Raw genomic sequence first — 22,164 nt, 5'->3', positions numbered from 1 at the left:
CCTTTCTGTTAGTTTTCTGTCCCGCTGTTTTTTAATGCCACTCTCTCGGCAATTTTGAGGAAAGGCAGGTAGAAGAATACACCAAATACAATGATTGCCAACTGCACGACCACGGCGCGCCAGTCCCCTGCCGTTGCCAGCCAGGCGCTCAGAATGGGCGGAGTTGTCCACGGGATCATAACCACACAGCGCGACATTAACCCCAGGGTAGTACAGAACCACGCAAACCAGATACCTATGGCAGGTAGCAGCACAAAGGGGATCATCAGCGGCAGGTTGAACACAATCGGCAGGCCAAAAATGACCGGCTCGTTGATGTTAAACAGACCCGGCGCCAGCGACAAACGGGCCACCTGTTTCGCCGATTTTTGCCTTGAGAAGACGAAAATGGCAATCAACAGGGAAATCGTGCTGCCGGTGCCCCCCACCATACCAAAGGTCGGTACAAAGATATTATTGATGATATGTGGGACAGGCTGACCGTTGGCAAAGGCCAGCATATTCTCGTTGGTGTTGATCAGCAGAAACGGCTCCAGCACCACGCTGTTAACCACTGACTGATGGATCCCAAGCGTGAACAGGAAGTTACCAAAGCTATAGATAAAAATCGTGCCCGGCAGGCTGGTATTGATCAGGCGCAGCGGCTGCTGAATAAAAGTGGTGATCAGATGGATGAGATCCGTGTGCAACACGTTCGCCAGAAGCGCGGCCAGTATGGCAAACAGGGAAAGCGTCAGGATCGTCGGGATCAGCGCGGTAAACGATTTACTGACCGCCGGCGGTACATTTTCACCTAAAGAAATGTGCAGCGCTTTCAGACGAGAAATGGCGATAAACACTTCCGTTGAGAGCAGACCAATCAGCACCCCGGCAAAAATGCCGGTTGAGCCAATATTGGAGAACGTCAGCACCTGCGTGACGTTCACCGTGGCGTCGCTGCCGACGGGCGTAAGCTGTAAGCGCATCGGCATCATAATGATAAAACTGCTGATGGCGATAACCACTGCCGAGACCGGGTTGTCGAAGTCTTTGTTGCGTGCCAGCGACCAGGCAATCATCGGTGCCAGCAACAGCGCGGCGATATTCAGCGTACCGTTAATAATCGCCTCGCCCCACACCTTAAAATGCGCCAGCGTGTCGCCTTCAAAAATCCATGGAAATACCACGTTATTCACCAGCACCGCCAGACCAGCAAGGATGAAAATGGGCATGACCGTGGCGAAGGCATCGCGCAGGGAACGCAGGTGCACCTGGTTTGCCAGGCGCGCCGAGAACTCAACAAATCTGTCGACAAAAGACTGCATATGCGGTGTTATTTTTGTTTTAGACATAGCGGATATTTCCCTTCAATCAGTCACAAAAACGGCCCGGCAGCGTACGGCTTACATCTCGCGTCCGTTGGTATGGATAACCTGTTTCAACCATGCGTAGCTCTTCTTCGGTACGCGCTTTAAGTCTTTCAGGTCGTGGTTTTCACGGTTCACATAGACCACGCCGTAACGCTTACGCATGTCTCCCTGTGAACTCAGAATGTCGATTAAGCCCCAGCCGAGGTAACCGATCACCTCTGCGCCATCCTCAAACATGGCTTGTTTCATCGCCTCGATATGCGCCCGGTGGTAGTCAATACGGTAGGTATCTTCAATCGGATTCACACCGTCCCAGGACTCGATCACCCCAATACCGTTTTCAATCGGGAATACTGGCATACGCCAGTCGTTGTAATAGCGGGTGATGATGGTGCGAAAGCCCAGCGGATCAATCTGCCAGTTCCATTCGGTCGCTTTCAGGTACGGGTTATTTTTATCACCGTGCAGAAGGTAATCGTTGACCGGCGTTCCTTCGGGGATCGCATCGCTGTCGAGGGTTTTACTGGCGTAGTAGCTGAAGGCCATATAGTCGTTTTTGGTACGCGCCAGCAGCGCAAGATCCTCAGCGCGGTAGATATCCGCAAAACCTTGCTGTTCAACGACCGCCATCACCGCCGGGCTGTAACCCTGGCCGGCAAAGACGCGCAGCAGGTTCTGGTTGAGGAATTCGTCATACTGCTGGGCGCAGAAGATATCACGCGGTTTACAGGTCGCCGGATAGACCAGCTGGTGCGCCAGCATACCGCCCATCAGCTGGCCCGGACGGGTCTGGTGCAGGTATTCGGTCAGGGTCATATGCGCGACCATGGTGTGGTGCTGCAGTTCATACAGCTCGCGCAGGGTTTTCTCGCCTTTCATATAGCCCGAGATCCGGAAGGCTTCCGGCATGTGGAAGATGTTCTGCTCGTTAAACGTCAGCCAGTACTTCACCCGGTCGCCGTAACAGTCGATCATTTTTTTGCCGTAGCGGATAAACGCGTCCATCACACGGCGATCGTTAAAACCGTTGTACTCCTGCGCCAGCGCCAGCGGCATATCGAAGTGGTAGAGGCAGATCATCGGCTCAATGCCGCGGGCAATTAAATCGTTAATAAAGCGGTCATAAAAGGCGATGCCTTCATCGTTGAAGTTACCGTCGCCCTGTGGACATACGCGGCTCCATGCGATCTGAAAGCGGTAGCAGTTCATGCCCAGATCCTGCATCAGGTCGAAATCTTCCCGATAGCGGTGGTAGGAATCGGTCGCGACTTTCCAGTCAGAAACGTTCTCCCCGGCTTCGCGAATGTCATATACCGACATTCCCTTTCCTCCCTCATTCCAGGCCCCTTCCGTCTGCATACTGGATACGGAATTGCCCCATAAAAAATTGGCTGGCAGAAATTGATTCATGATCGCTCCCTATATGACTAGTCATTTAAAATTTCATGACTAGTCATATAGGCGAAGACGAAAAATCAATCAAAGAGGAGGATCGTTTTTTGTGAGCAAGGCGGGAAAAAAACCCGGTCAGCGAAGCGAGACCGGGGGGAAGGACGGTTATTGTTGTGCGAGCTGATGACGACGATATTCACCCTGCCGCTCCAGCATCCAGCCCGGGTATTCACGCGGCAGCGCGCTGACGGCATCAAGCTGTTTAAGCTCGTCTTCGCTTAAACGGATCCCGGTGGCGGCAATGTTGTCGTCCAGCTGGTCGACACGTTTGGCACCAATAATGACGCTGGTTACGGCCTTCTGATGCAGCAACCACGCCAGCGCAATTTGCGCCACAGAGACACCTTTGCGCTCGGCCAGGGTGCGCATCACATCCACGCAATCGAAAGCACGCTCTTTATTCACCGGCGGGAAGTCAAATTCCAGGCGGCGACCGCCGGATTCACTCTGCCCGTCACGGCCATATTTTCCGCTAAGCAGACCACCTGCCAGTGGGCTCCAGACCATCAACCCGACGCCTTCACTCTGCATCATCGGTATCAGTTCACGCTCCAGATCGCGCCCGGCGATGGTGTAATACGCCTGCAGCGAAGCAAAACGCGCCAGTCCAAGGCGTTCGGAAATGCCCAGCGCTTTGGCAATCTGCCACGCCGCCCAGTTAGAGACGCCGATATAACGCACGTGCCCATGCTGCACCAGGTTATCCAGCGCGTAGAGCATCTCTTCGACAGGGGTTGCCGGGTCAAAACCGTGGAGCTGATACAGATCGATATGATCGAGCTGCAGACGGCGCAGGCTCTCTTTGACGCTACTGATGATGTGATAGCGCGAACTGCCGCGGGAGTTCACCCCGGCCGTGCCCGTTTCGCCAAACACTTTGGTGGCAACCACCACGTTTTCGCGCGGAATTTTCAGGTTCTTCAGCGCCTGGCCGGTGATCTCCTCCGAGCGCCCTTCCGAATACACATCCGCGGTATCGATGAAATTAATTCCGGCATCCAGTGCACGGCCCACCAGCTGCTCGGCTTCACTTTGCTGCAGCTGACCAATCTTGCCCCACATGCCGCCTTCTCCGCCGAAGGTCATGGTGCCAAGGCACAGTTCAGACACAAACAGACCGGTATTGCCCAGTTTTTGATAACGCATAAGATAATCCTCGCATGTCGTTCGATGGGTACCCGATAGTTATACCCGCCCCATAGCCATCGCGAATGTGGTGTTCCTGTCCGTTTCTTGCCCAATCCTCTGAATCTTATCCGCGCGGAGCCTCACCAAAGACCTTGTAATCCGGTAATTGCACCTGCTGATACGGCTCCCAGCCGCCGCCCAGCGCTTTGTAGAGCGCCACCAGATCGAGAGCGCTCTGCACCTGCGCCTGCGCGCGTTGCTGCTGCGCCTGCGCCAGCTGCCGCTGGGCATCCAGCACGTCAATAAAGCTGGCGATCCCCTGCCGGTAGCTGTTGCTTGCCAAATCGAACGCGTTTTGCAACGCATCGATGGTTTTGGCAAGGCCGGCTTCACGCTGCTGATCGGTGCGGTAGCTCACCAGCGCATTCTCTACGTCCCCGAGCGCGGTGAGCACCGTCTGGCGGTAGTCGAGCACTGCCACGCCCTGCTGCGCACGCGCCACCTTCACGCTCGAGACCAGTCTTCCGCCCTGGAAAATCGGTATCGAGACCTGCGGGCCGAAGCTGTAGAAGTGGCTGCTCCAGTCCGTCAGCCAGTTGGTTTCGCTGTTTCGCAGACCAAACTGCCCGGAGAGGGTAAAGCTTGGGAACAGCTGCGCCACGGAAACGCCAATTTGCGCCGTGGCGGCGTGGAGGTTGGCTTCCGCCTCGCGCACGTCAGGACGACGACGGGCCAGCGTAGAGGGGATACCCGTTTGTACGATATCCGGCAGGGCGGGCATCGGCTGCGCCGACTGCAGCTCCGCATCCAGCGCCCCCGGCGGCTTGCCGAGTAAAATCGCGAGACCATTCATTGCCTGCCGTGCCTGGGCCTGATACTGAGGAAGCTGCGCTTCGAGGTTCCCCAACTGGGCACGCGCGTTTTCAACGTCCATCTGCGGTGACAGCCCGCCCCGCTGGCGGCTTTCGGTGAGTTCCAGGGTTTGTTGCGCGCTCTTAATCTGGGTGTTCAGCGTGGCGATAATGCTCTGCGCCCCCCGCAGCTGCAGCCATGCGCGCGCCACTTCCGCCTCCAGCGACACCAGCGCGTCGTTACGCTGCTCTATCGCCGCTTTCTGCTGCGCTTCGGCAGCCTCTACCTGTCGGCGCACCTTGCCCCACAGGTCGATTTCCCACTGCGCATCGAAGCTCCCCTGGTAAAGATTGATTGGCTGCGTCAGCGGTCCTAGCGCTCCCCTGAGTTCAGGATCCACGTTATCAAGCTGGTCGTACACGCCGTGGGATTTCAGCTCTCCCTCCAGCCCAAGCTGCTGGCGCGTGGCCTGCAGATTACCGTTTACGGAAGGGTAAAACGCCCCACCCGCCTGGTTAATCTGTTCGCGCGCCCCGGCAATACGCAACACCGTCTGCTGCAGGGATAAATTCCCCGCGATCGCGCGCTCTATCAGGCTGTCCAGCTGCGGTGAACCGAAGGTTTTCCACCAGCGTGGGTTGGTTGCCGTCGAGGCCGTTTTTGACTTCACGCCGCTGTCACCCGGGTCGTTCCAGTGTGTCGGGGTCTGCGACGCCGGCGGCTGGTAATCCGGCCCCACGGCGCAGCCTGCCAGCAGCATGATTATCAGGGGGGTTAAACGTCTGTGTATCATCAATGTGCTCCTGCACTCCCCTCGCTCTTAACCGGCGAGAGCAACAAACAAAACGGAATCAGTAACATGGCTACCACGCTCAGAATGGTGAACACGTCGATATACGCCAGGAAGCGCGACTGCTCGATCATGGTCTGGTACATGCGCCCGGTGGCGATACCGGTAGGGTCCCCGACCTGAGTGGTGAAGTTCTGGATCGCCTGCGCACTTTCGCGTATCGCCAGCTGGAACTGTTCATTAAACGGTGACGCGTGATAGGCCAGATGCGCGCTGTGCGCCTGGGAACGTTCGGTAATGGCCGCCGTAGAAAGCGAGATGCCAATTGAGCCCGCCACGTTGCGGAACATGGTAAACAGCGCCGCCGCATCGGCGTTCAGCCGCCTCGGTATCGAAATAAAAGCAATGGTGGTGAGAGGAACAAACAGGAATCCAAGCCCTATCGACTGCGCACTGCGGAACAGCACCAGCGTTTCGAAATCGATGTCCGGGGTCAGCGTACGTGACCAGAAGAACGACACCGCCAGGCAGGTAAAACCAAAAGCGATAATCCAGCGCGTCTGCACCACCGGCATCAGCTTCAGCACCAGCGGGATAGTCAATACGATCAACACGGCGCCCGGCGAAAGCACCAGCCCGGACCAGGTGGCGGTGTAGCCCAGATCCTGCTGTGCAAGCTGCGGAATCACCACCGAACTGCCGTACAGAATCATCGCCATGCCCGCCATCAACAGGCTGGAGATGGCGAAGTTGCGATCTTTCATGCAGTGCAGATCTACCACCGGTTTTTTTGCATACACCAGCCAGTAAATCGCACCAATAATGCCGATGAGCGTCAGCACGGCGAAGGTGCGAATAAAGTTCGAATAAAACCAGTCCTCATCTTCTCCCCGGTCGAGCATCACCTGCAGGCAGCCTAGCCCCAGCGCGATCAGGCCAATCCCCGTCCAGTCGATAGACAGCTTCTCTTTCGATTTGCTTTCCCATGGCGGGTCTTCCAGCAGCTGGTAGATCGCCAGCACCGTTACAATCCCCACCGGAATGTTGATGAAGAAAACCCAGCGCCAGGAGTAGTTATCGGTGATCCAGCCGCCCAGCGTCGGGCCAAGTACCGGCGCAACGATGATGGCGATTGACGACAGGCCAAACGCTTTACCCCGGTCCTCGGGTTTAAAGTAGTCGAGCAGCACCGACTGCTGCGTGGGCTGCAGCCCCCCGCCGAAAAAGCCCTGCATTACGCGAAAGAGAATGATTTGCCACAGCTCGGTGGCGATCCCGCACAGGAACGAACAGACGGTGAACATCACGATGCAGATGAGGAAGAACTGCTTGCGGCCAAAAACCCGGCTCAGGAAAGCCGATATCGGCAGCACTATGCCGTTTGCCACCAGGTAGCTGGTCAATACCCAGGTGGATTCGTCGTAGCTGGACGAGAGCGACCCGGCCACATGCGGGAGCGCCACGTTAACGATAGTGGTGTCGAGGATCTCCATAAACACCGCCAGCGTGACCACAATCGCCACCGCCCACGGATTACTGGCGGGTCGCCAGTTGTCGTGGCTGTGATCCGTCATTCCACTGTCACCTTCGGTGCAACCGACAGCCCAAGCGGCAGCGGTTTGTTGGGATCCAGCCCTTTATCAATCACGATCTTCACCGGCACGCGCTGAACGATTTTGACAAAGTTACCGGTAGCGTTTTCCGACGGGAAGGCGGAGAAACGCGAGCCGCTGCCCTGTTGAATACTGTCGACATGGCCTTCGAGCGCCATATCCGGCCAGGCATCTACGGACACCTCGACCTTATCGCCCGGCTTCATGCGTTCGAGCTGCGACTCTTTAAAGTTCGCTACCACCCACACATTCGGAGAGACCAGTGAAAACAGCGCGGTACCCGCCTGCACCAGGGTGCCGGGCTGGACGTTGCGTTTAGTGACAAAACCGTCAAACGGGGCGCGGACTTCGGTGTAAGAGAGGTTCAGCGTCGCGGTTTCCAGCTGCGCTTTGGCCTGATCGACCTGGCGCTGACGCGCTTCCACATTGGTTTCCTGCTGGCGGATCTGCAGCTGTACCTGCTCCGCCACTTCAAGCTGCGCCTGCGCACTTGCCAGGCCCGCCTGGGCACTGCGCAGCTGGGCATTGGCGGTATCAATACTTTGCTGGGTGGTCGCTCGCGGGTCAACGCCTCGCTGGCGGCGATACTCCGCCTGCGCATTGGCCAGATCGGCCTGCGCTTTAATCACCTGCGCTTTGGCTTCATCACGCTGAGCGGGATACTGGACTTTTGACAGCGCCAGCTGCGCCTGAGCCTGATGCAGCTGGGCTATCGCCAGCCCAAGCTGGGCCTGCGCCTGATCGCGCTGGGCAGTGGTATCACGCGGATCGATAACCACCAGCAGGTCACCCTTTTTCACCCGCTGGTTATCGCGCACACGCAGCTCGGTGACATAGCCTGCCGTTTTCGGGGCAATCGTCACCACATCACCGTCGGTAAAGGCGTCGTCAGTGGTCTCTTCGTTACGGGTTAAAAACCACCAGACCAGCGCCACGATAACCATCACCACCACGACAATGCCAAGGATGATTAACGGTTTTTTGCCCGGGCGCTTACGCTGTTTAGTGTTATTTTCCTGCTCGTCAGCAGGCAGGTTTTGATCTTCAGCCATAGGTCAGCAACAGTCCTGTCAGTGAGCGGCATCACACTATGCCGTTCACTAAAGCTAGGACGTTGCTATACGTTTGCCAGGAAAAACTGACAAATTGCGCACTATATGAGAAGGAAAATTCCGAAACCGATCGCCGCGGCCCAAATCAGCATCGGGATCGACCAGACATGGAAACGCCACCAGATACGACGATCGTTAGCCATACGCAGGGCAATCAGGTTAGCAAGCGAACCGGGCAGCAGCCCAAACCCGCCGATATTCACCGCCCATGCCAGCAGCGTGTCAGGGGGAACGTAGTTGAGGAGTAAAATGGTGGAAGGCACGTTGCTGATGAACTGTGACAGACCAATCGCCGTGAGCCACAATCCCGGCTGCGACAGGCCACTGACGCTGTGCAGAACGTGTTGCAGTACCGGAAGCTGGATAAGCAGATGCACATCAATAAACATCACCATAAAGACCAGCAATAACGTCCAGTCCACGCTGATCAGCACGCGCCGCGCCAGGAATAAAAAACCGGCGGCGACGAGCAGCACGCCCGCCAGTTCATACTTCAGTTCCAGCGCGAACAGGAAAACGATGTACAGCGCCAGACAACTCCACACCAGACGCGGCTGCCACTGCGGGCCCGTGGTACCGCTGTGGTACTGCAGTTTTTTAACCGGGAACGCGAACCAGCAGACCGCCAGCAGCGACACCATCATCACCAGCGCCAGCGGAGCCATCTGCCAGGTAAAAGCGGCAAACGACAGCCCGGAGCGTCCCCACAGGAGAATATTTTGTGGGTTGCCGATAGGGGTCAGAAGCGAACCGGCGTTAACGGCCAGCGCCTCGAAGATGATCAGCCGGCTAACCGGGATCTCGCAGAGCTTACGCAACGTGAGCGTGAGTGGCACGATGATAAACAGCGCCACGTCGTTGGTCAGAAACGTCGACAGCACCGCAGCGGAGAACACCATAAACAGCGCCAGACGGCGTTCAGTGGCAAAGCGGCGCACCATTTTACGTCCCAGGACGTCAAAATAGCCGCTCAACTCTACCCCTTTGGTGAGCATCATCAGGCCACTGAGGGTAATGATGGTGCGCCAGTCAATCACCGCAGGCCAGGTGTGTGGCGCAAACGGCACAAAGATGCTCAGTACTGCGCCAATGATGAATAAGAGATGGAAGAAACGATCGCGTGCCAGGGCCTGCAGTCCGGGGATGTTCATTCAGCGGAGGGACCATATTTAAGGGTAAATTCGCGAAACTTAACCAGCGTCTCTTCGCTGACGTGGTGTTCCATTCCTTCCGCGTCCCGGCGGGCAATTTCCGGGCTTACGCCCAGCACCAGTAAGAAGTTTTCGACGAGCTGGTGGCGCTCGCGACTCTCCTGGGCGAGTTTCTCCCCTTCCGGCGTCAGAAAGACGCCGCGCCAGGGGATCATTTCAATCAGGCCCACGGAGGCCAGACGTTTTAACATTTTTGCCACTGTCGGTTGGGAAACGCCCAGCCGTGCAGCCATATCCACCTGGCGCGCCTCCCCGACCTCGCGAATCAAATCGGAAATCAGTTCAACATAGTCATCAATCAGCTCACGACGGTGCGCTTCACGTACCTGGCGAAAACCTTCGACATGTTCTTCAACATTCACCAGTTGCGTCGTTTTTCTGATTGTTGGCTTACCTGCGCGACGGTTCATTGTACTTCCTCAGTGGGGTGACGCTTCCAGCGCCCGGTATCGAGAGCGCACATTGTAAACCATCCCTCTACAAGCACAAAAAATTAACGAAATAGCCATAGCTATACAATATAGCCTGTGCTATATCTGTATGTAATGCAGTCACCCTTCACGGATCGAAGGGATCAAAAATCAGGAGGTCTCATGAACGAATTCAAGAGGTGTATGAACGTGTTTACCCACTCTCCCTTTAAAGTACGCCTGATGCTGTTGAACATGCTGTGCGATATGTTTAACAACAAACCCCCGCATCAGGACGACAAACCTTCCCACTAAGCGGCGTTGCGGTACGCCGCTTCATTTTTCCGTCACAAACTCTCTGTACACTGGCTTTCAGCCGCCCTATTCCCGATCTTTTTTACGGATTTGCAATCCCCTTCGCAAAACATCTGCTTAGCAACTGTTGCTATTATTTAGCGCTCGCACTATCTTCTTGCAGCCCTGCACAATTTGCGGCTCGCTGAAGCGGACCCTCATTCCCTCTCCACGCACTGTCAGGCAGGTTATGACCCTTGACGCCAGGGTGAGCACATGGCGTTTTTATCCATGATAGTGACCTATGAATTTAACCCTGATAGACACCGTTGTTACCCGTAGCCGGGCCTTAAGCCCGTGGACGGGATTTTACTTTTTGCAGTCATTACTGATTAACTTTGCGCTTGGCTATCCCTTTAGCCTGCTCTATGCCGTGGCCTTTACCTGCATATTGCATGTGCTGTGGCGAACGACTCCGCTCGCGCAAAAAACGTTAGTCGGGATCTGTTCTCTGGTCGCTGCACTCTATTTCCCGTTTGGTCAGGCTTACGGCTCGCCGAACTTTAATACCCTGCTGGCGCTGCACTCGACCAATATGGAAGAGTCGACAGAGATCCTGACGATCTTCCCCTGGTACAGCTACGTGGTCGGCCTCTTTATCTTTGCCCTTGGCGTGATAGCCGTTCGCCGTAAAGCGGAAGAGAAAAAAACGTGGGGAAAAATTGAGCACCTGTGCCTGGCGTTCAGCGTGGTGGCGTTCTTTGTCGCACCAGTACAAAACCTGGCCTGGGGTGGGGTGTTCAAGCTGAAGGATACCGGCTATCCGGTGTTCCGATTTGTGAAAGACGTCGTCGTTAACAATAAAGAGGTGCTCGACGAACAGGCACGTATGGCTGAGCTTTCAAATATGAAAGACACCTGGAACGTGCTGGCCGTGAAGCCCAAATATCACACCTATGTGGTGGTGATTGGTGAAAGTGCACGTCGCGACGCCATGGGAGCATTTGGCGGACACTGGGACAACACGCCGTTCGCCAGTTCGGTCAAAGGCACCCTGTTTACCGATTATGTTGCGGCCAGCGGCTCAACGCAGAAATCTCTCGGCCTGACGCTAAACCGGGTGGTCGACGACAAACCCCAGTTTCAGGATAACTTTGTTACCCTGGCGAACCGCGCAGGTTTCCAGACCTGGTGGTTCTCCAATCAGGGGCAAATTGGCGAATACGATACGGCCATTGCCAGTATCGCCAGACGCGCCGACGAAGTGCAGTTCCTGAAGAACGGTGATTTTGAAGCGGACAAGAACACGAAAGATGAAGCGTTGCTGAAAATGACGGCGCAGGTCTTTGCCTCTCCGCGTACCCAGCCGCAGCTGATTGTTCTGCACCTGATGGGGTCTCACCCGCAGGCCTGCGATCGGACCGGCGGTAAATACGCAGAGTTTGTGCAATCCAAAGAGACCTCATGCTATCTCTACACCATGACGCAAACCGACGACCTGCTGAGCAAACTGTACGATCAGTTACGCAATACGGGTGACAGTTTCTCGATGGTCTACTTCTCGGATCACGGGCTGGCGTTTAAAGAGCGCGGTAAAGAGGTGCAGTATCTGGCGCACGACGACAAGTTCCAGCAGAACTTCCAGGTACCGTTTATGGTTGTGTCGAGTGATGATAAAACGCATCGCATTATTCAAGCGCGGCGTTCGGCCAATGATTTCCTGACCTTCTTCTCGCAGTGGACGGGGATTTCGGCACAGCAGATAAAAAATGCGTACCCGTTTGTCTCTAACAAGAAGGCTCCCCCAGTTTACGTTACCAACTTCAAGTTACAGAAAGTTGACTATAACCATCTGGGAACCGATATCTTCGATATTAAGAGTAAATAATCCGGGCAATCTGCTACCCTCTCCTGCAGGCGAGGGGTTAACGTAAAAAAAAATCCGCCACATTGGGCGGATTTTTTACTGGCTCACCGAAGTGATTAGAAGCGGTAACCTACGCCCGCGATCCAGGTGCCAACGTCAACGTTGCGGATACGGCTCTGCTCATAAGAGAAGTCCAGAGCGACGTCCTGGATTGGGTTGAACTGCAGACCCGCGCCATAGGAGAAGCCGTAGTCGCTGTTGCTTGCAGTGCGGTTCAGACCCTGGTTTTCGGTCTGCTGGAATTTACCGTAGCCAACACCTACAACACCGTAGATGCTTGCCCAGTCGTTCAGACGGTAAGCTGGACCAGCGGTGATGCCGTAGTACTGGCCTTTGTTGTATGCGCCGTTTTCAGAACGATCTTTCTCGGTGTAGGTGAAAGAACCGATCACGCCCAGTGGGTTGTTATCCTGCTCGTAACGATACTTCAGGTTGAAACCGTTAGCTTTGTTCATCACGCCCTGCATATCGCTCTGAGCGTAACCACCAGTTACAGTAGAAGTAGCAGCTACAGCGGTACCTGCGGAAACAGCCAGTACAGCGGCCAGTGCTGAAAGACATGCAATTTTTTTCATAACCACCTCAAATGTGCTTCAAGTAAGTCCGTAAGTTTTAAATATATCAAAAAAATTTGCGAAACTCTTTGTGATTCGTGATGTCTAACTGAACCTTTCCTGTAACAGAACGTTTCCAGCGTCAGCTATCTCATTCAAATCACATACAATTTTCGCTATAAAACGCTCATACTGCGCGCCTGCGCCGTTACATTCATCCAGATTATTCCTAATCTGACAGGCGATAAATCCACCAGCGCTTAACCATTTTACGGAATTTACACGTTTTTTTTTCAACGGTCTCTCAACCGTTGCAGCTTATTTCCTTTACACTGCAACCTTTACTTCATTTGACATAAGTTGACAGGAGAAAGGATGCCTGGGTTATCCCGCTCGTCGTCGGTCTGGTTGCCGGTTGTCGTCATACTCATCGCCATGTTGTCCATTCAAAGCGGTGCCTCGCTGGCCAAATCCCTCTTTCCGCTGGTCGGTGCGCCTGGGGTCACGGCCCTGCGTATTGCCCTCGGAACCGCGATCCTGGTGGTGATTTTCAAACCCTGGCGTTTACGCTTTAAAAAAGAACAACGCTTACCGCTGCTTTTTTACGGGCTGTCCCTGGGAGCGATGAACTACATGTTCTATCTCTCCATCCAGACAATTCCGTTGGGGATTGCCGTGGCACTGGAGTTTACTGGCCCGCTGGCGGTAGCGCTTTTCTCGTCCCGTCGTCCCGTTGACTTTATCTGGGTAATTTTAGCCGTTCTTGGCCTGTGGTTCCTGCTGCCGCTGGGTCAGAGCGTCTCAGAGATTGATCTCACGGGCGCGGCGCTGGCTCTGGGGGCGGGTGCCTGCTGGGCTATCTATATAGTGACCGGACAGCGCGCCGGGGAAGAGCATGGCCCGGCGACGGTGGCAATCGGTTCATTGATTGCCGCTATCATCTTTGTGCCGGTGGGTATGGCTCAGGCCACCGAGTCCATCTGGCAATGGTCAGTCATGCCCATCGGGCTGGCGGTCGCCATTCTTTCCACAGCACTCCCCTACTCTTTAGAGATGATAGCCCTTACGCGCCTGCCGACGCGCATTTTCGGCACGCTGATGAGCATGGAGCCCGCACTCGCCGCCCTGTCAGGGATGGTTTTCCTCGGGGAAACCCTGACCTTCACCCAGACGCTGGCCCTGTGTTCGATTATCGCCGCCTCAATGGGCTCAACGCTAACGATGCGCCCGGAACCTAAAGTTGAGAAAATTGACCTCAATTAGCGCCCTATATTCTGCGTGGCTTTATAGCCATGCAGAATAAAGGCCAGTTCCCCGTTTAAAATATTTTTTTACATACTTTGCACTCTTCGTGAAATATTTCCCCCGCTGTCGATAACGTTTTCCTGAATTAGGATTGATCTGCATCAATTTTAAATAATCCCTTTAATTTCATACCATTGTAAACACAACGTCCTTCTCACTATTAAACTGATAGGCAGAGCCTCCCCGCAGGGAAAAAATCCGGTGCTATACTTAATCCCGCAATTACCTGGGACACAAACATCAAGAGGATATGAGATTATGAGTACCGCTAAACTGGTGAAAACGAAAGCGTCTAATCTGCTTTATACCCGTAACGATGTATCGGATAGCGACAAAAAAGCGACCATTGAGTTGCTGAATCGCCAGGTGATCCAGTTCATCGATCTTTCGCTGATCACCAAACAGGCCCACTGGAATATGCGCGGTGCAAACTTTATTGCCGTTCATGAAATGCTGGATGGCTTCCGCACAGCACTGGTTACCCACCTCGATACCATGGCCGAACGTGCCGTACAGTTAGGCGGTGTGGCACTGGGTACCACGCAGGTGATTAACAGCAAGACGCCACTGAAAAGTTATCCGCTGGATATCCATACCGTTCAGGATCACCTGAAAGAGCTGGCAGACCGCTATGCGATAGTGGCTAATGATGTGCGTAAAGCTATCGGTGAAGCGAAAGACGAAGATACAGCCGATATCTTCACCGCCGCTTCCCGCGACCTGGACCAGTTCCTGTGGTTCATTGAGTCCAACATCGAATAATTCATAAGAATTTCCTATACAACCCTCGCCCTCCGGTGAGGGTTTTGCACATCTATGGTGCACGTTTTTGGCCTGAGACGCTGCAAAAGTGAAAAAATTGTAATAATCACCTCACACAACCGTTAACGGAAGATTGTTTTTTCGTCAGAATTTACGCTAAATAACGCTTCGTCTGTTGAGCCAAATGACGCGCACCAAAACGGTGCTCCATTTTGGTGCAATAAAAGTTCATTGCCCCGTTTTCTGTGCAATGAATGACATCATCCCCTTTGTAAAACAACAGCTTGCAAAGTTGGCACGATTTTTTCATTGTGCCACTCGTTCTCGCAGGGGATCGCCCCGTGGATATAAAAGGAAATGCTATGAAGTCTGTATTAAAAGTTTCACTGGCTGCACTTACCCTGGCTTTTGCGGTCTCTTCCCAGGCTGCCGACAAACTGGTTGTGGCGACCGACACGGCGTTCGTTCCGTTTGAATTCAAACAGGGTGATAAGTACGTTGGCTTTGATGTTGATCTGTGGGCTGCTATCGCAAAAGAACTCAAACTGGATTACACCCTGAAGCCAATGGACTTCAGCGGCATCATCCCGGCACTGCAAACGAAAAACGTTGATCTGGCCCTGGCCGGTATCACCATTACTGAAGAACGTAAAAAAGCGATCGACTTCTCTGACGGCTACTACAAAAGCGGCCTGCTGGTGATGGTGAAAGCCGATAATAACGATGTAAAAAGCGTGAAAGACCTCGACGGTAAAGTCGTCGCGGTGAAAGGCGGTACCGGTTCTGTTGATTACGCGAAGGCAAACATCAAAACCAAAGATCTGCGTCAGTTCCCGAACATCGATAACGCCTACATGGAGCTGGGTACCAACCGTGCTGACGCGGTGCTGCACGATACCCCTAACATCCTGTACTTCATCAAAACGGCGGGCAACGGCAAGTTCAAAGCCGTCGGTGATTCTCTGGAAGCCCAGCAGTACGGTATTGCGTTCCCGAAAGGCAGCGACGACCTGCGTACGAAAGTTAACGGCGCGCTGAAAACCCTGAAAGAGAACGGCACCTACAACGAAATCTATAAAAAATGGTTCGGTACCGAGCCTAAATAATAATTCTTAAAAATGACGTTCACTCGGGGGCGACCTTTCGCCCCTGCTATTTTAGAAACACGGTAACAGTAACAGGAAACTATCATGCAGTTTGACTGGAGCGCCATCTGGCCTGCCATTCCTATCTTGCTTGAAGGCGCTAAAATGACCCTGTGGATTTCGGTCCTCGGTCTGGTTGGTGGGTTGATTATCGGTCTTGTCGCCGGTTTCGCCCGCACCTACGGCGGCTGGATTGCAAACCACATCGCACTGGTTTTCATCGAAGTGATCCGCGGCACCCCAATTGTCGTTCAGGTCATGTTCATCTACTTCGCCCTGCCAATGGCTTTCACCGACCTGCGCATTGACCCGTTCAGCGCCGCTGTCGTGACCATTATGATCAACTCAGGTGCCTATATCGCGGAAATTACCCGTGGTGCGGTCCTGTCGATTCATAAAGGTTTCAGTGAAGCGGGTCTGGCGTTAGGCCTTTCTCGTCGCGAAACGATCCGCCACGTCATTCTGCCGTTGGCCCTGCGCCGCATGCTGCCACCGCTGGGGAACCAGTGGATCATCAGTATTAAGGATACGTCGCTGTTCATCGTTATCGGCGTTGCTGAGCTGACCCGTCAGGGCCAGGAGATCATTGCGGGCAACTTCCGTGCGCTGGAAATCTGGAGTGCGGTAGCCGTTGTCTACCTGATCATCACTCTGGTTCTGAGTTTCGTTCTGCGTCGTCTTGAAAGAAGGATGAAAATCCTGTGATTGAATTTAAAAACGTTTCCAAGCACTTTGGCCCAACCCAGGTGCTGCACAATATCGATCTGAATATCAAACAGGGTGAAGTGGTGGTAATTATCGGGCCATCCGGCTCCGGTAAATCGACCCTGCTGCGCTGCATCAACAAGCTGGAAGAGATCACCAGCGGCGATCTGATTGTCGATGGCCTGAAGGTGAATGACCCGAAAGTCGACGACCGTCTGATTCGTCAGGAAGCTGGCATGGTGTTCCAGCAGTTCTACCTGTTCCCGCACCTGACGGCGCTGGAAAACGTAATGTTTGGTCCACTGCGCGTACGTGGCGCCAGCAAAGCGGCGGCGGAAACGCTGGCTAAAGATCTGCTGGCTAAAGTCGGCCTCGCGGAACGTGCTCATCACTACCCTTCTGAGTTGTCCGGCGGACAGCAGCAGCGTGTGGCTATCGCCCGCGCACTGGCGGTAAAACCGAAGATGATGCTGTTTGATGAGCCAACCTCGGCGCTTGACCCGGAACTGCGTCACGAAGTGCTGAAAGTCATGCAAGATCTGGCTGAAGAAGGGATGACGATGGTTATCGTGACCCACGAAATCGGCTTTGCTGAGAAAGTGGCTTCCCGCCTGATCTTTATTGATAAGGGCCGTATCGCTGAAGACGGTAACCCACAAGCGCTGATCGCCAATCCACCGAGCCAGCGCCTGCAGGAGTTCCTGCAGCACGTATCCTGATAGCGCTTCAGTTACGCCATTCTGAGCCGGGCATACCCGGCTTTTTTACGCCAGATTGTTCCCAAAAATCCTCCCGCGCGCCTCGCCCTCTATACTTATCTTTTTGTTCATTATTTTCACCGGAGGATGCCGTGCCGTGGATCTTGCTGTTGCTTAGCCTGTTTTGTGCGCCATCGTTCGCCGTTTCCATCCCCGGCGTCACCACCGGCACGACCGCCACACAGCAAACGACACCGCCCCCAGAGCCGAATGTTGAACAGAAAAAAGCCGCCTACAGTGCCCTTGCCGATGTGCTTGAAAACGATACCTCCCGGCAGGAGTTAATCGGACAGTTGCGAAAAGTCGCCGCCACGTCGCCGCTGGAGCCGGTGCCGACAATTACCCCTCCGCAAGTGGAAGAACAAAAAACGGTGCTGGAAAATGTCACCGACGTGAGCCGTCACTATGGAAGCGAGCTCTCCTCGCGCTTTGCCCAGCTCTATCGCAACCTGATTGGTTCGCCCCATAAACCGTTTAATCCCCATACGTTTACGACAGCCGCCACGCAGTTTTTGATGCTGGCGGGCGCTGTATTTCTGTTTTACTGGCTGGTACGCCTGTGCGCATGGCCGCTCTACCGTAAGATGGGGCAATGGGGGCGCAAGAAGAACCAGCAGAAAAGCAGCTGGTTACACCTGCCGCTGATGATAGCGTCGGCGTTTATCATCGATTTACTGCTGCTGGCGCTGACGCTGTTTACAGGCCAGGTCCTGGCCGACAGGCTTAACGCCGGCAATAAAACCATCGCTTTCCAGCAGGCGCTCTTCCTCAACGCCTTTGCGCTGATCGAGTTCTTTAAGGCGCTGCTGCGTTTGATATTTTGCCCGCACGTACCGGATCTTCGTCCCTTCTCGATTCGGGATGAGAGCGCCAGATACTGGGCGCTGCGCCTCAGCGTGCTCAGTGGATTGATTGGTTACGGTCTGCTGGTTGCCGTGCCGATCATCTCCAATCAGGTCAACGTGCAGTTTGGCGCCCTGGCGAATGTGCTGATTATGATCTGCATTACCGTCTGGGCGTTGTACCTTATCTTCCATAACAAAAAGACCATTACCCAAAGCTTGCTGCATCTGGCCGATCGTTCCCTGTCGTTTTTCAGTCTCTTTATCCGCGCCTTCGCGCTAGTGTGGCACTGGCTGGCGAGCGCCTACTTTATCGTGTTGTGCTTCTTCTCACTGTTCGACCCGGGCAACAGCCTGAAATTTATGATGGGGGCGACGTTCAAGAGCCTGGCCATCATTGGCATTGCGGCATTTGTCTCTGGCCTGCTGTCGCGCTGGCTATCGAAAACCTTCACCCTCTCGCCACAGGTGCAGCGCAGTTATCCGGAACTGCAAAAAAGGGTCAACGGCTGGATCTCGGTATCACTGAAAGTGGCGCGCATTCTCACCGTCTGCGTGGCGATTATGCTGTTGCTTAACGCATGGGGATTGTTTGACTTCTGGAACTGGCTGCACAACGGCGCGGGCGAAAAGACCGTCGATATTTTAATTCGCATCGCGCTGATCCTCTTCTTCTCTGCGGTTGGCTGGACGTTGCTGGCGAGCCTTATCGAGAACCGTCTGGTCTCCGACATTCACGGTCGCCCCCTGCCCAGCGCCCGTGCCCGCACCCTGCTGACGCTGTTTCGCAATGCGCTGGCGGTTATTATCAGCACCATTACCATCATGATTGTGCTCTCGGAAATCGGCGTGAACATCGCGCCGCTGCTGGCAGGTGCCGGCGCGCTGGGGTTGGCTATCTCCTTTGGTTCGCAAACCCTGGTGAAGGATATAATCACCGGCGTCTTTATCCAATTTGAGAACGGGATGAACACCGGGGATCTGGTCACGATTGGGCCGTTAACCGGCACGGTAGAGCGCATGTCCATTCGCTCCGTCGGCGTGCGCCAGGACACCGGGGCGTACCACATAATTCCATGGTCATCGATAACCACCTTCGCTAACTTTGTCCGAGGCATTGGCTCGGTAGTGGCCAACTACGACGTTGACCGTCATGAAGATGCAGATAAAGCGAAACAGGCGCTACGGGACGCCGTGGAAGAGATGATGGCGATGGAGGATATTCGCGGGCTGGTGATTGGAGAGCCGTCGTTTGCCGGTATTGTCGGCCTGACGAACACGGCATTTACCCTGCGCGTGTCGTTCACCACGCAGCCACTGAAGCAGTGGACGGTGCGCTTTGCGCTCGACAGTATGGTGAAAAAACACTTTGACCTGGCCGCGGTGCGGATGCCGGTGCAGACCTATCAGGTATTACCCTCACCGGCGTCCCCCACACCGCCACAGGAGCCCACCTTATAGCGTGGGGACCGGGTAACGGCGTCGCCTTACCCGGCCTGCCTGTGGGTTATTTACTGCGCTTGTTAGCGTCCATAAAAGACCAGGCGATAAAGCGGCTCTGCTTCTGGCCTTGCGCCATCTCTTTTTTCACCACGTTAACGGCACCCACATCGGTCAGTGCACGGTAGAGGGGGGGCAGGTTATCCCCACGGGATACCAGCGTCGTGAACCATTTAACCTGACGGCCAAATACTTTACTTTCCTCAATCATTCGCAGGATGAATGCCACTTCTCCCCCCTCGCACCACAGTTCCTGTTGCTGCCCCCCAAAGTTCAGCGCGGCATCTTCCGCCTGACCGAGATTGCGGCGTTTGCGCTCACTGCCCGCACGGGCGGTGGACGCGGAGTCATGGAACGGTGGGTTACACAGGGTGGCATCGTAGCTTTCGTTCTTGTGGATAATCCCGTTGAAGATCGATGCGGCATCTTTCTGCCGACGCAAGCGGACAGACCGGCTTAACCCAGGGTTGGCGTTGATAATCGCCTGTGCGCTGGAAAACGCCTCATTACCGATTTCACTGCCGGTAAAGCGCCAGTGATATTCATGAACGCCAATCAACGGATAAATCAGATTCGCCCCGGTACCGATATCAAGCACGGATGCTTGCTCAGGGATGACACCGTTGCAATCGTCTGCGAGAAGATCGGCAAGATGGTGGAGATAATCGGCCCGCCCCGGCACGGGTGGGCAGAGAAAGCCTTCCGGAATATCCCAGTGCGCCACACCGTAATAGTGTGCCAGCAGGGCTTTATTGAGCATTTTAACCGCCTGCGGATCGGCAAAGTTGACCGAAGGTTCACCGGCAGGTGTCTGCACAATGTAGTCCTGCAGCGAAGGACAGCTCTGACACAACGCATTCATGTCATAGCGGTTACGATGGCGATTTCGTGGGTGCAATCCCGGCTTTTGGGAAGTCATGGCTTTCTCCTTTAAACAGCGGCGTAAGATACCCTTTGCAGGCTCAACGGTAAATATTTCTCTGCGACGCTCAAAAACCCGTCATAAATCAAACACCTTTATGTCTATGATCTGTCAGTAAAACGTCAGTTTTTATCGTTCAAAAAATAAGCAGATCATCATCAAATTTTTGCGCTAAATCACACTCGCCAGGCTTCTAAACTTAAAGGGAATCACCTGTTGTTTCCTCATGAGGATGTGATTATGAAAAAATACCTGACCCTTGTTGTTCTCGCGGGTGCACTGGCTACCGCGTCATTCTCTGCCATGGCGGTACAGTCATTGACCGACAATACAGACACCAGCCAGCTTAAGCCTGCGGGCACCGTCTCGGTAAGCCGCGCAAGTAACCTTGACGATCTCCAGAATAAACTCGCCGAAAAAGCCCGCCAGGAAGGGGCTAAAGGTTTCGTGGTTAACGCCGCGGGCGGGGATAACCATATGTATGGCACGGCGACCATTTATAAATAACGTCTCTTTCTATAAACAAACTGCATCTGCCTGACAGATGCAGTTCCTCTCTACCTTGACTGCACGTTTTTTCACCCCATATTAAAACAGGGTTTAACAGATTCCAGGAGTAAACCATGGCTTCCGGTTGGGCGAATGATGACGCCGTTAACGAACAAATCAACAGTACAATTGAAGATGCGGTTGCACGCGCTCGCGGTGAAATTCCGCGCGGTGAAAGTCTCTATGAATGTGAAGAGTGCGGAGAAGTGATCCCGGAAGCGCGGCGCAAAGCCATACCGGGCGTACGGTTATGTATCGCCTGCCAGCAGGAGAAAGATTCGAAAAATAGCGCTCGCTCAGGATATAATCGCAGGGGATCGAAAGACAGCCAGCTACGTTGACTTTCCTTTACCGAAGTTAACGGCGCAAGCGGTTACCTTTACGCTCACGGTTTTTTGCGAACCGCGTAGCAAAATGTGCCCTTCTCGTCGCGTCTGTAAAGCGCAGCTACAAGAAGTGTAAAGTCGTCCTCTGAATTTATTAATATTCAATAAGTTATTTGTCATTCAATTTTTTTGAGCAACCACGTCAATTCTCTTCGATTTTCTCTCGCATAAAAAAACGTGATACTTATCACATCGACGGAACATCGTCCCCTTAACAGAATCACCTGCGAGAGATTAATTATGAAAACCATCAAATATGCTGTTGCTGCTGTTGCCCTGTCCGCTCTGTCTTTCGGCGCTTTTGCTGCAGAACCTGTTTCTCCATCTCAGGCGCAGAGCATGAACAAACTCGGTGTGGTAAGTGCTGAAGGCGCGACCACTCTGGACGGTCTGGAAGCGAAACTGGCTGAGAAAGCTGCTGCTGCCGGTGCAAGCGGATACACCATCACCTCCGCGAACACCAATAACAAACTGAGCGGTACTGCGGTTATCTATAAGTAATTGACTGAATGCTCCACCCTCGCCATACCCTCTGGTGAGCTGCTCCAACCCTCATTGACCCTGTTGTTGTTACCCTTGCTTGCCCGTCCGCCACTGG

At 54.2% G+C, this 22,164-nt stretch carries 21 protein-coding genes; 11 read left to right on the top strand and 10 right to left on the bottom strand.

The window, feature by feature from the left end; translation table 11 throughout:
- Positions 1 to 8 precede the first annotated feature (8 nt).
- From ACMGG3_RS02870 to mntR, 8 genes are all read right to left on the bottom strand, one after another.
- Positions 9 to 1,331, bottom strand: a complete 1,323-nt coding sequence (locus ACMGG3_RS02870; RefSeq protein WP_414149560.1) for a PTS sugar transporter subunit IIC — start codon at positions 1,329 to 1,331, stop codon at positions 9 to 11.
- A gap of 51 nt (positions 1,332 to 1,382) precedes the next feature.
- Positions 1,383 to 2,759, bottom strand: coding sequence for a glycoside hydrolase family 1 protein (locus ACMGG3_RS02865; protein WP_063156232.1), 1,377 nt, complete (start codon positions 2,757 to 2,759; stop codon positions 1,383 to 1,385).
- Positions 2,760 to 2,906: 147 nt separating this feature from the next.
- Positions 2,907 to 3,947, bottom strand: a complete 1,041-nt coding sequence (locus ACMGG3_RS02860) for an aldo/keto reductase (protein WP_014169266.1) — start codon at positions 3,945 to 3,947, stop codon at positions 2,907 to 2,909.
- Positions 3,948 to 4,053: 106 nt separating this feature from the next.
- Positions 4,054 to 5,574 carry an efflux transporter outer membrane subunit gene (locus tag ACMGG3_RS02855; RefSeq protein ID WP_414149559.1) on the bottom strand — a complete coding sequence of 507 codons (1,521 nt, stop codon included), beginning with the start codon at positions 5,572 to 5,574 and terminating at the stop codon, positions 4,054 to 4,056.
- Positions 5,574 to 7,145 carry a DHA2 family efflux MFS transporter permease subunit gene (locus tag ACMGG3_RS02850; RefSeq protein ID WP_014169264.1) on the bottom strand — a complete coding sequence of 524 codons (1,572 nt, stop codon included), beginning with the start codon at positions 7,143 to 7,145 and terminating at the stop codon, positions 5,574 to 5,576. Before ACMGG3_RS02850 ends, ACMGG3_RS02855 begins: the two co-directional genes overlap by 1 nt.
- A complete protein-coding gene (locus tag ACMGG3_RS02845) occupies positions 7,142 to 8,236 on the bottom strand; it encodes an HlyD family secretion protein (protein ID WP_020884906.1) in 1,095 nt (364 codons plus the stop codon). The genes ACMGG3_RS02850 and ACMGG3_RS02845 overlap by 4 nt, the downstream gene beginning before the upstream one ends.
- 101 nt (positions 8,237 to 8,337) lie before the next feature.
- Positions 8,338 to 9,447 (bottom strand): anion transporter, encoded by a 1,110-nt coding sequence (locus ACMGG3_RS02840; RefSeq protein WP_020884907.1) that lies wholly within the window; start codon positions 9,445 to 9,447, stop codon positions 8,338 to 8,340.
- Entirely contained in the window at positions 9,444 to 9,917 is a 474-nt protein-coding gene (mntR, locus tag ACMGG3_RS02835) for a manganese-binding transcriptional regulator MntR (protein ID WP_014169260.1), read from the bottom strand. Before mntR ends, ACMGG3_RS02840 begins: the two co-directional genes overlap by 4 nt.
- A 183-nt stretch (positions 9,918 to 10,100) precedes the next feature.
- Between mntR and mntS the strand changes: the two genes are divergently transcribed.
- Both mntS and ACMGG3_RS02825 read left to right on the top strand, forming a co-directional pair.
- Entirely contained in the window at positions 10,101 to 10,232 is a 132-nt protein-coding gene (gene mntS, locus ACMGG3_RS02830) for a manganase accumulation protein MntS (RefSeq protein ID WP_020884908.1), read from the top strand.
- A gap of 283 nt (positions 10,233 to 10,515) precedes the next feature.
- Positions 10,516 to 12,099 carry a phosphoethanolamine transferase gene (locus tag ACMGG3_RS02825; RefSeq protein ID WP_138613588.1) on the top strand — a complete coding sequence of 528 codons (1,584 nt, stop codon included), beginning with the start codon at positions 10,516 to 10,518 and terminating at the stop codon, positions 12,097 to 12,099.
- A 95-nt stretch (positions 12,100 to 12,194) separates the two neighbouring features.
- Here the strand turns inward: ACMGG3_RS02825 and ompX are convergent, their stop codons facing one another.
- On the bottom strand, positions 12,195 to 12,713 hold the full coding sequence (ompX, locus tag ACMGG3_RS02820) for an outer membrane protein OmpX (RefSeq protein ID WP_020884910.1): 519 nt from the start codon (positions 12,711 to 12,713) through the stop codon (positions 12,195 to 12,197).
- Positions 12,714 to 13,067: 354 nt separating this feature from the next.
- On the opposite strand from ompX, the gene rhtA reads away from it, so the two are divergent.
- From rhtA to ybiO, 6 genes are all read left to right on the top strand, one after another.
- On the top strand, positions 13,068 to 13,955 hold the full coding sequence (rhtA, locus tag ACMGG3_RS02815; RefSeq protein ID WP_020884911.1) for a threonine/homoserine exporter RhtA: 888 nt from the start codon (positions 13,068 to 13,070) through the stop codon (positions 13,953 to 13,955).
- A gap of 300 nt (positions 13,956 to 14,255) precedes the next feature.
- A complete protein-coding gene (gene dps, locus ACMGG3_RS02810) occupies positions 14,256 to 14,759 on the top strand; it encodes a DNA starvation/stationary phase protection protein Dps (RefSeq protein ID WP_010428924.1) in 504 nt (167 codons plus the stop codon).
- Between the two features lie 362 nt (positions 14,760 to 15,121).
- Positions 15,122 to 15,865 carry a glutamine ABC transporter substrate-binding protein GlnH gene (gene glnH / locus ACMGG3_RS02805; RefSeq protein WP_014883108.1) on the top strand — a complete coding sequence of 248 codons (744 nt, stop codon included), beginning with the start codon at positions 15,122 to 15,124 and terminating at the stop codon, positions 15,863 to 15,865.
- Positions 15,866 to 15,949: 84 nt separating this feature from the next.
- Positions 15,950 to 16,609: a glutamine ABC transporter permease GlnP gene (gene glnP / locus ACMGG3_RS02800; RefSeq protein ID WP_014169254.1), complete on the top strand. Its 660-nt coding sequence runs from the start codon at positions 15,950 to 15,952 to the stop codon at positions 16,607 to 16,609.
- The gene (gene glnQ / locus ACMGG3_RS02795) at positions 16,606 to 17,328 is read left to right on the top strand and encodes a glutamine ABC transporter ATP-binding protein GlnQ (protein ID WP_014169252.1); all 723 of its coding nucleotides are present in this window, start codon (positions 16,606 to 16,608) and stop codon (positions 17,326 to 17,328) included. The genes glnP and glnQ overlap by 4 nt, the downstream gene beginning before the upstream one ends.
- Before the next feature lie 131 nt (positions 17,329 to 17,459).
- On the top strand, positions 17,460 to 19,670 hold the full coding sequence (gene ybiO / locus ACMGG3_RS02790; RefSeq protein ID WP_414149558.1) for a mechanosensitive channel protein: 2,211 nt from the start codon (positions 17,460 to 17,462) through the stop codon (positions 19,668 to 19,670).
- A gap of 46 nt (positions 19,671 to 19,716) precedes the next feature.
- On the opposite strand, the gene rlmF is transcribed toward ybiO, so the two are convergent.
- A complete protein-coding gene (gene rlmF, locus ACMGG3_RS02785) occupies positions 19,717 to 20,628 on the bottom strand; it encodes a 23S rRNA (adenine(1618)-N(6))-methyltransferase RlmF (RefSeq protein WP_414149557.1) in 912 nt (303 codons plus the stop codon).
- 243 nt (positions 20,629 to 20,871) lie between these two features.
- Between rlmF and mcbA the strand changes: the two genes are divergently transcribed.
- From mcbA to ybiJ, 3 genes are all read left to right on the top strand, one after another.
- Positions 20,872 to 21,138 carry a DUF1471 family periplasmic protein McbA gene (mcbA, locus tag ACMGG3_RS02780; protein ID WP_032677729.1) on the top strand — a complete coding sequence of 89 codons (267 nt, stop codon included), beginning with the start codon at positions 20,872 to 20,874 and terminating at the stop codon, positions 21,136 to 21,138.
- Between the two features lie 116 nt (positions 21,139 to 21,254).
- A complete protein-coding gene (locus tag ACMGG3_RS02775) occupies positions 21,255 to 21,521 on the top strand; it encodes a DksA/TraR family C4-type zinc finger protein (protein WP_414149556.1) in 267 nt (88 codons plus the stop codon).
- 285 nt (positions 21,522 to 21,806) lie between these two features.
- Positions 21,807 to 22,067, top strand: coding sequence for a DUF1471 family protein YbiJ (gene ybiJ, locus ACMGG3_RS02770; protein WP_020884917.1), 261 nt, complete (start codon positions 21,807 to 21,809; stop codon positions 22,065 to 22,067).
- Positions 22,068 to 22,164: the final 97 nt, after the last annotated feature.

The organism is Enterobacter sp. BNK-18 (assembly GCF_047456135.1).
Classification (GTDB): domain Bacteria; phylum Pseudomonadota; class Gammaproteobacteria; order Enterobacterales; family Enterobacteriaceae; genus Enterobacter; species Enterobacter ludwigii.
Note: the sequence above shows the minus strand (reverse complement) of the source record. Positions and strands in the feature narration are given on the sequence as shown.

What these genes read in the sequence shown, in the direction of transcription:
- ACMGG3_RS02860 (WP_014169266.1), bottom strand. Translation starts at nt 3,947, where the DNA reads ATGCGTTATCAAAAACTGGGCAATACCGGTCTGTTTGTGTCTGAACTG.
- ybiJ (WP_020884917.1), top strand. Translation starts at nt 21,807, where the DNA reads ATGAAAACCATCAAATATGCTGTTGCTGCTGTTGCCCTGTCCGCTCTG.
- glnH (WP_014883108.1), top strand. Translation starts at nt 15,122, where the DNA reads ATGAAGTCTGTATTAAAAGTTTCACTGGCTGCACTTACCCTGGCTTTT.
- mntS (WP_020884908.1), top strand. Translation starts at nt 10,101, where the DNA reads ATGAACGAATTCAAGAGGTGTATGAACGTGTTTACCCACTCTCCCTTT.
- ompX (WP_020884910.1), bottom strand. Translation starts at nt 12,713, where the DNA reads ATGAAAAAAATTGCATGTCTTTCAGCACTGGCCGCTGTACTGGCTGTT.
- dps (WP_010428924.1), top strand. Translation starts at nt 14,256, where the DNA reads ATGAGTACCGCTAAACTGGTGAAAACGAAAGCGTCTAATCTGCTTTAT.
- ACMGG3_RS02840 (WP_020884907.1), bottom strand. Translation starts at nt 9,447, where the DNA reads ATGAACATCCCCGGACTGCAGGCCCTGGCACGCGATCGTTTCTTCCAT.
- ACMGG3_RS02855 (WP_414149559.1), bottom strand. Translation starts at nt 5,574, where the DNA reads ATGATACACAGACGTTTAACCCCCCTGATAATCATGCTGCTGGCAGGC.
- rhtA (WP_020884911.1), top strand. Translation starts at nt 13,068, where the DNA reads ATGCCTGGGTTATCCCGCTCGTCGTCGGTCTGGTTGCCGGTTGTCGTC.
- ACMGG3_RS02845 (WP_020884906.1), bottom strand. Translation starts at nt 8,236, where the DNA reads ATGGCTGAAGATCAAAACCTGCCTGCTGACGAGCAGGAAAATAACACT.
- mcbA (WP_032677729.1), top strand. Translation starts at nt 20,872, where the DNA reads ATGAAAAAATACCTGACCCTTGTTGTTCTCGCGGGTGCACTGGCTACC.
- ACMGG3_RS02870 (WP_414149560.1), bottom strand. Translation starts at nt 1,331, where the DNA reads ATGTCTAAAACAAAAATAACACCGCATATGCAGTCTTTTGTCGACAGA.
- ACMGG3_RS02825 (WP_138613588.1), top strand. Translation starts at nt 10,516, where the DNA reads ATGAATTTAACCCTGATAGACACCGTTGTTACCCGTAGCCGGGCCTTA.
- mntR (WP_014169260.1), bottom strand. Translation starts at nt 9,917, where the DNA reads ATGAACCGTCGCGCAGGTAAGCCAACAATCAGAAAAACGACGCAACTG.
- ACMGG3_RS02865 (WP_063156232.1), bottom strand. Translation starts at nt 2,759, where the DNA reads ATGAATCAATTTCTGCCAGCCAATTTTTTATGGGGCAATTCCGTATCC.
- rlmF (WP_414149557.1), bottom strand. Translation starts at nt 20,628, where the DNA reads ATGACTTCCCAAAAGCCGGGATTGCACCCACGAAATCGCCATCGTAAC.
- glnP (WP_014169254.1), top strand. Translation starts at nt 15,950, where the DNA reads ATGCAGTTTGACTGGAGCGCCATCTGGCCTGCCATTCCTATCTTGCTT.
- ACMGG3_RS02850 (WP_014169264.1), bottom strand. Translation starts at nt 7,145, where the DNA reads ATGACGGATCACAGCCACGACAACTGGCGACCCGCCAGTAATCCGTGG.
- ACMGG3_RS02775 (WP_414149556.1), top strand. Translation starts at nt 21,255, where the DNA reads ATGGCTTCCGGTTGGGCGAATGATGACGCCGTTAACGAACAAATCAAC.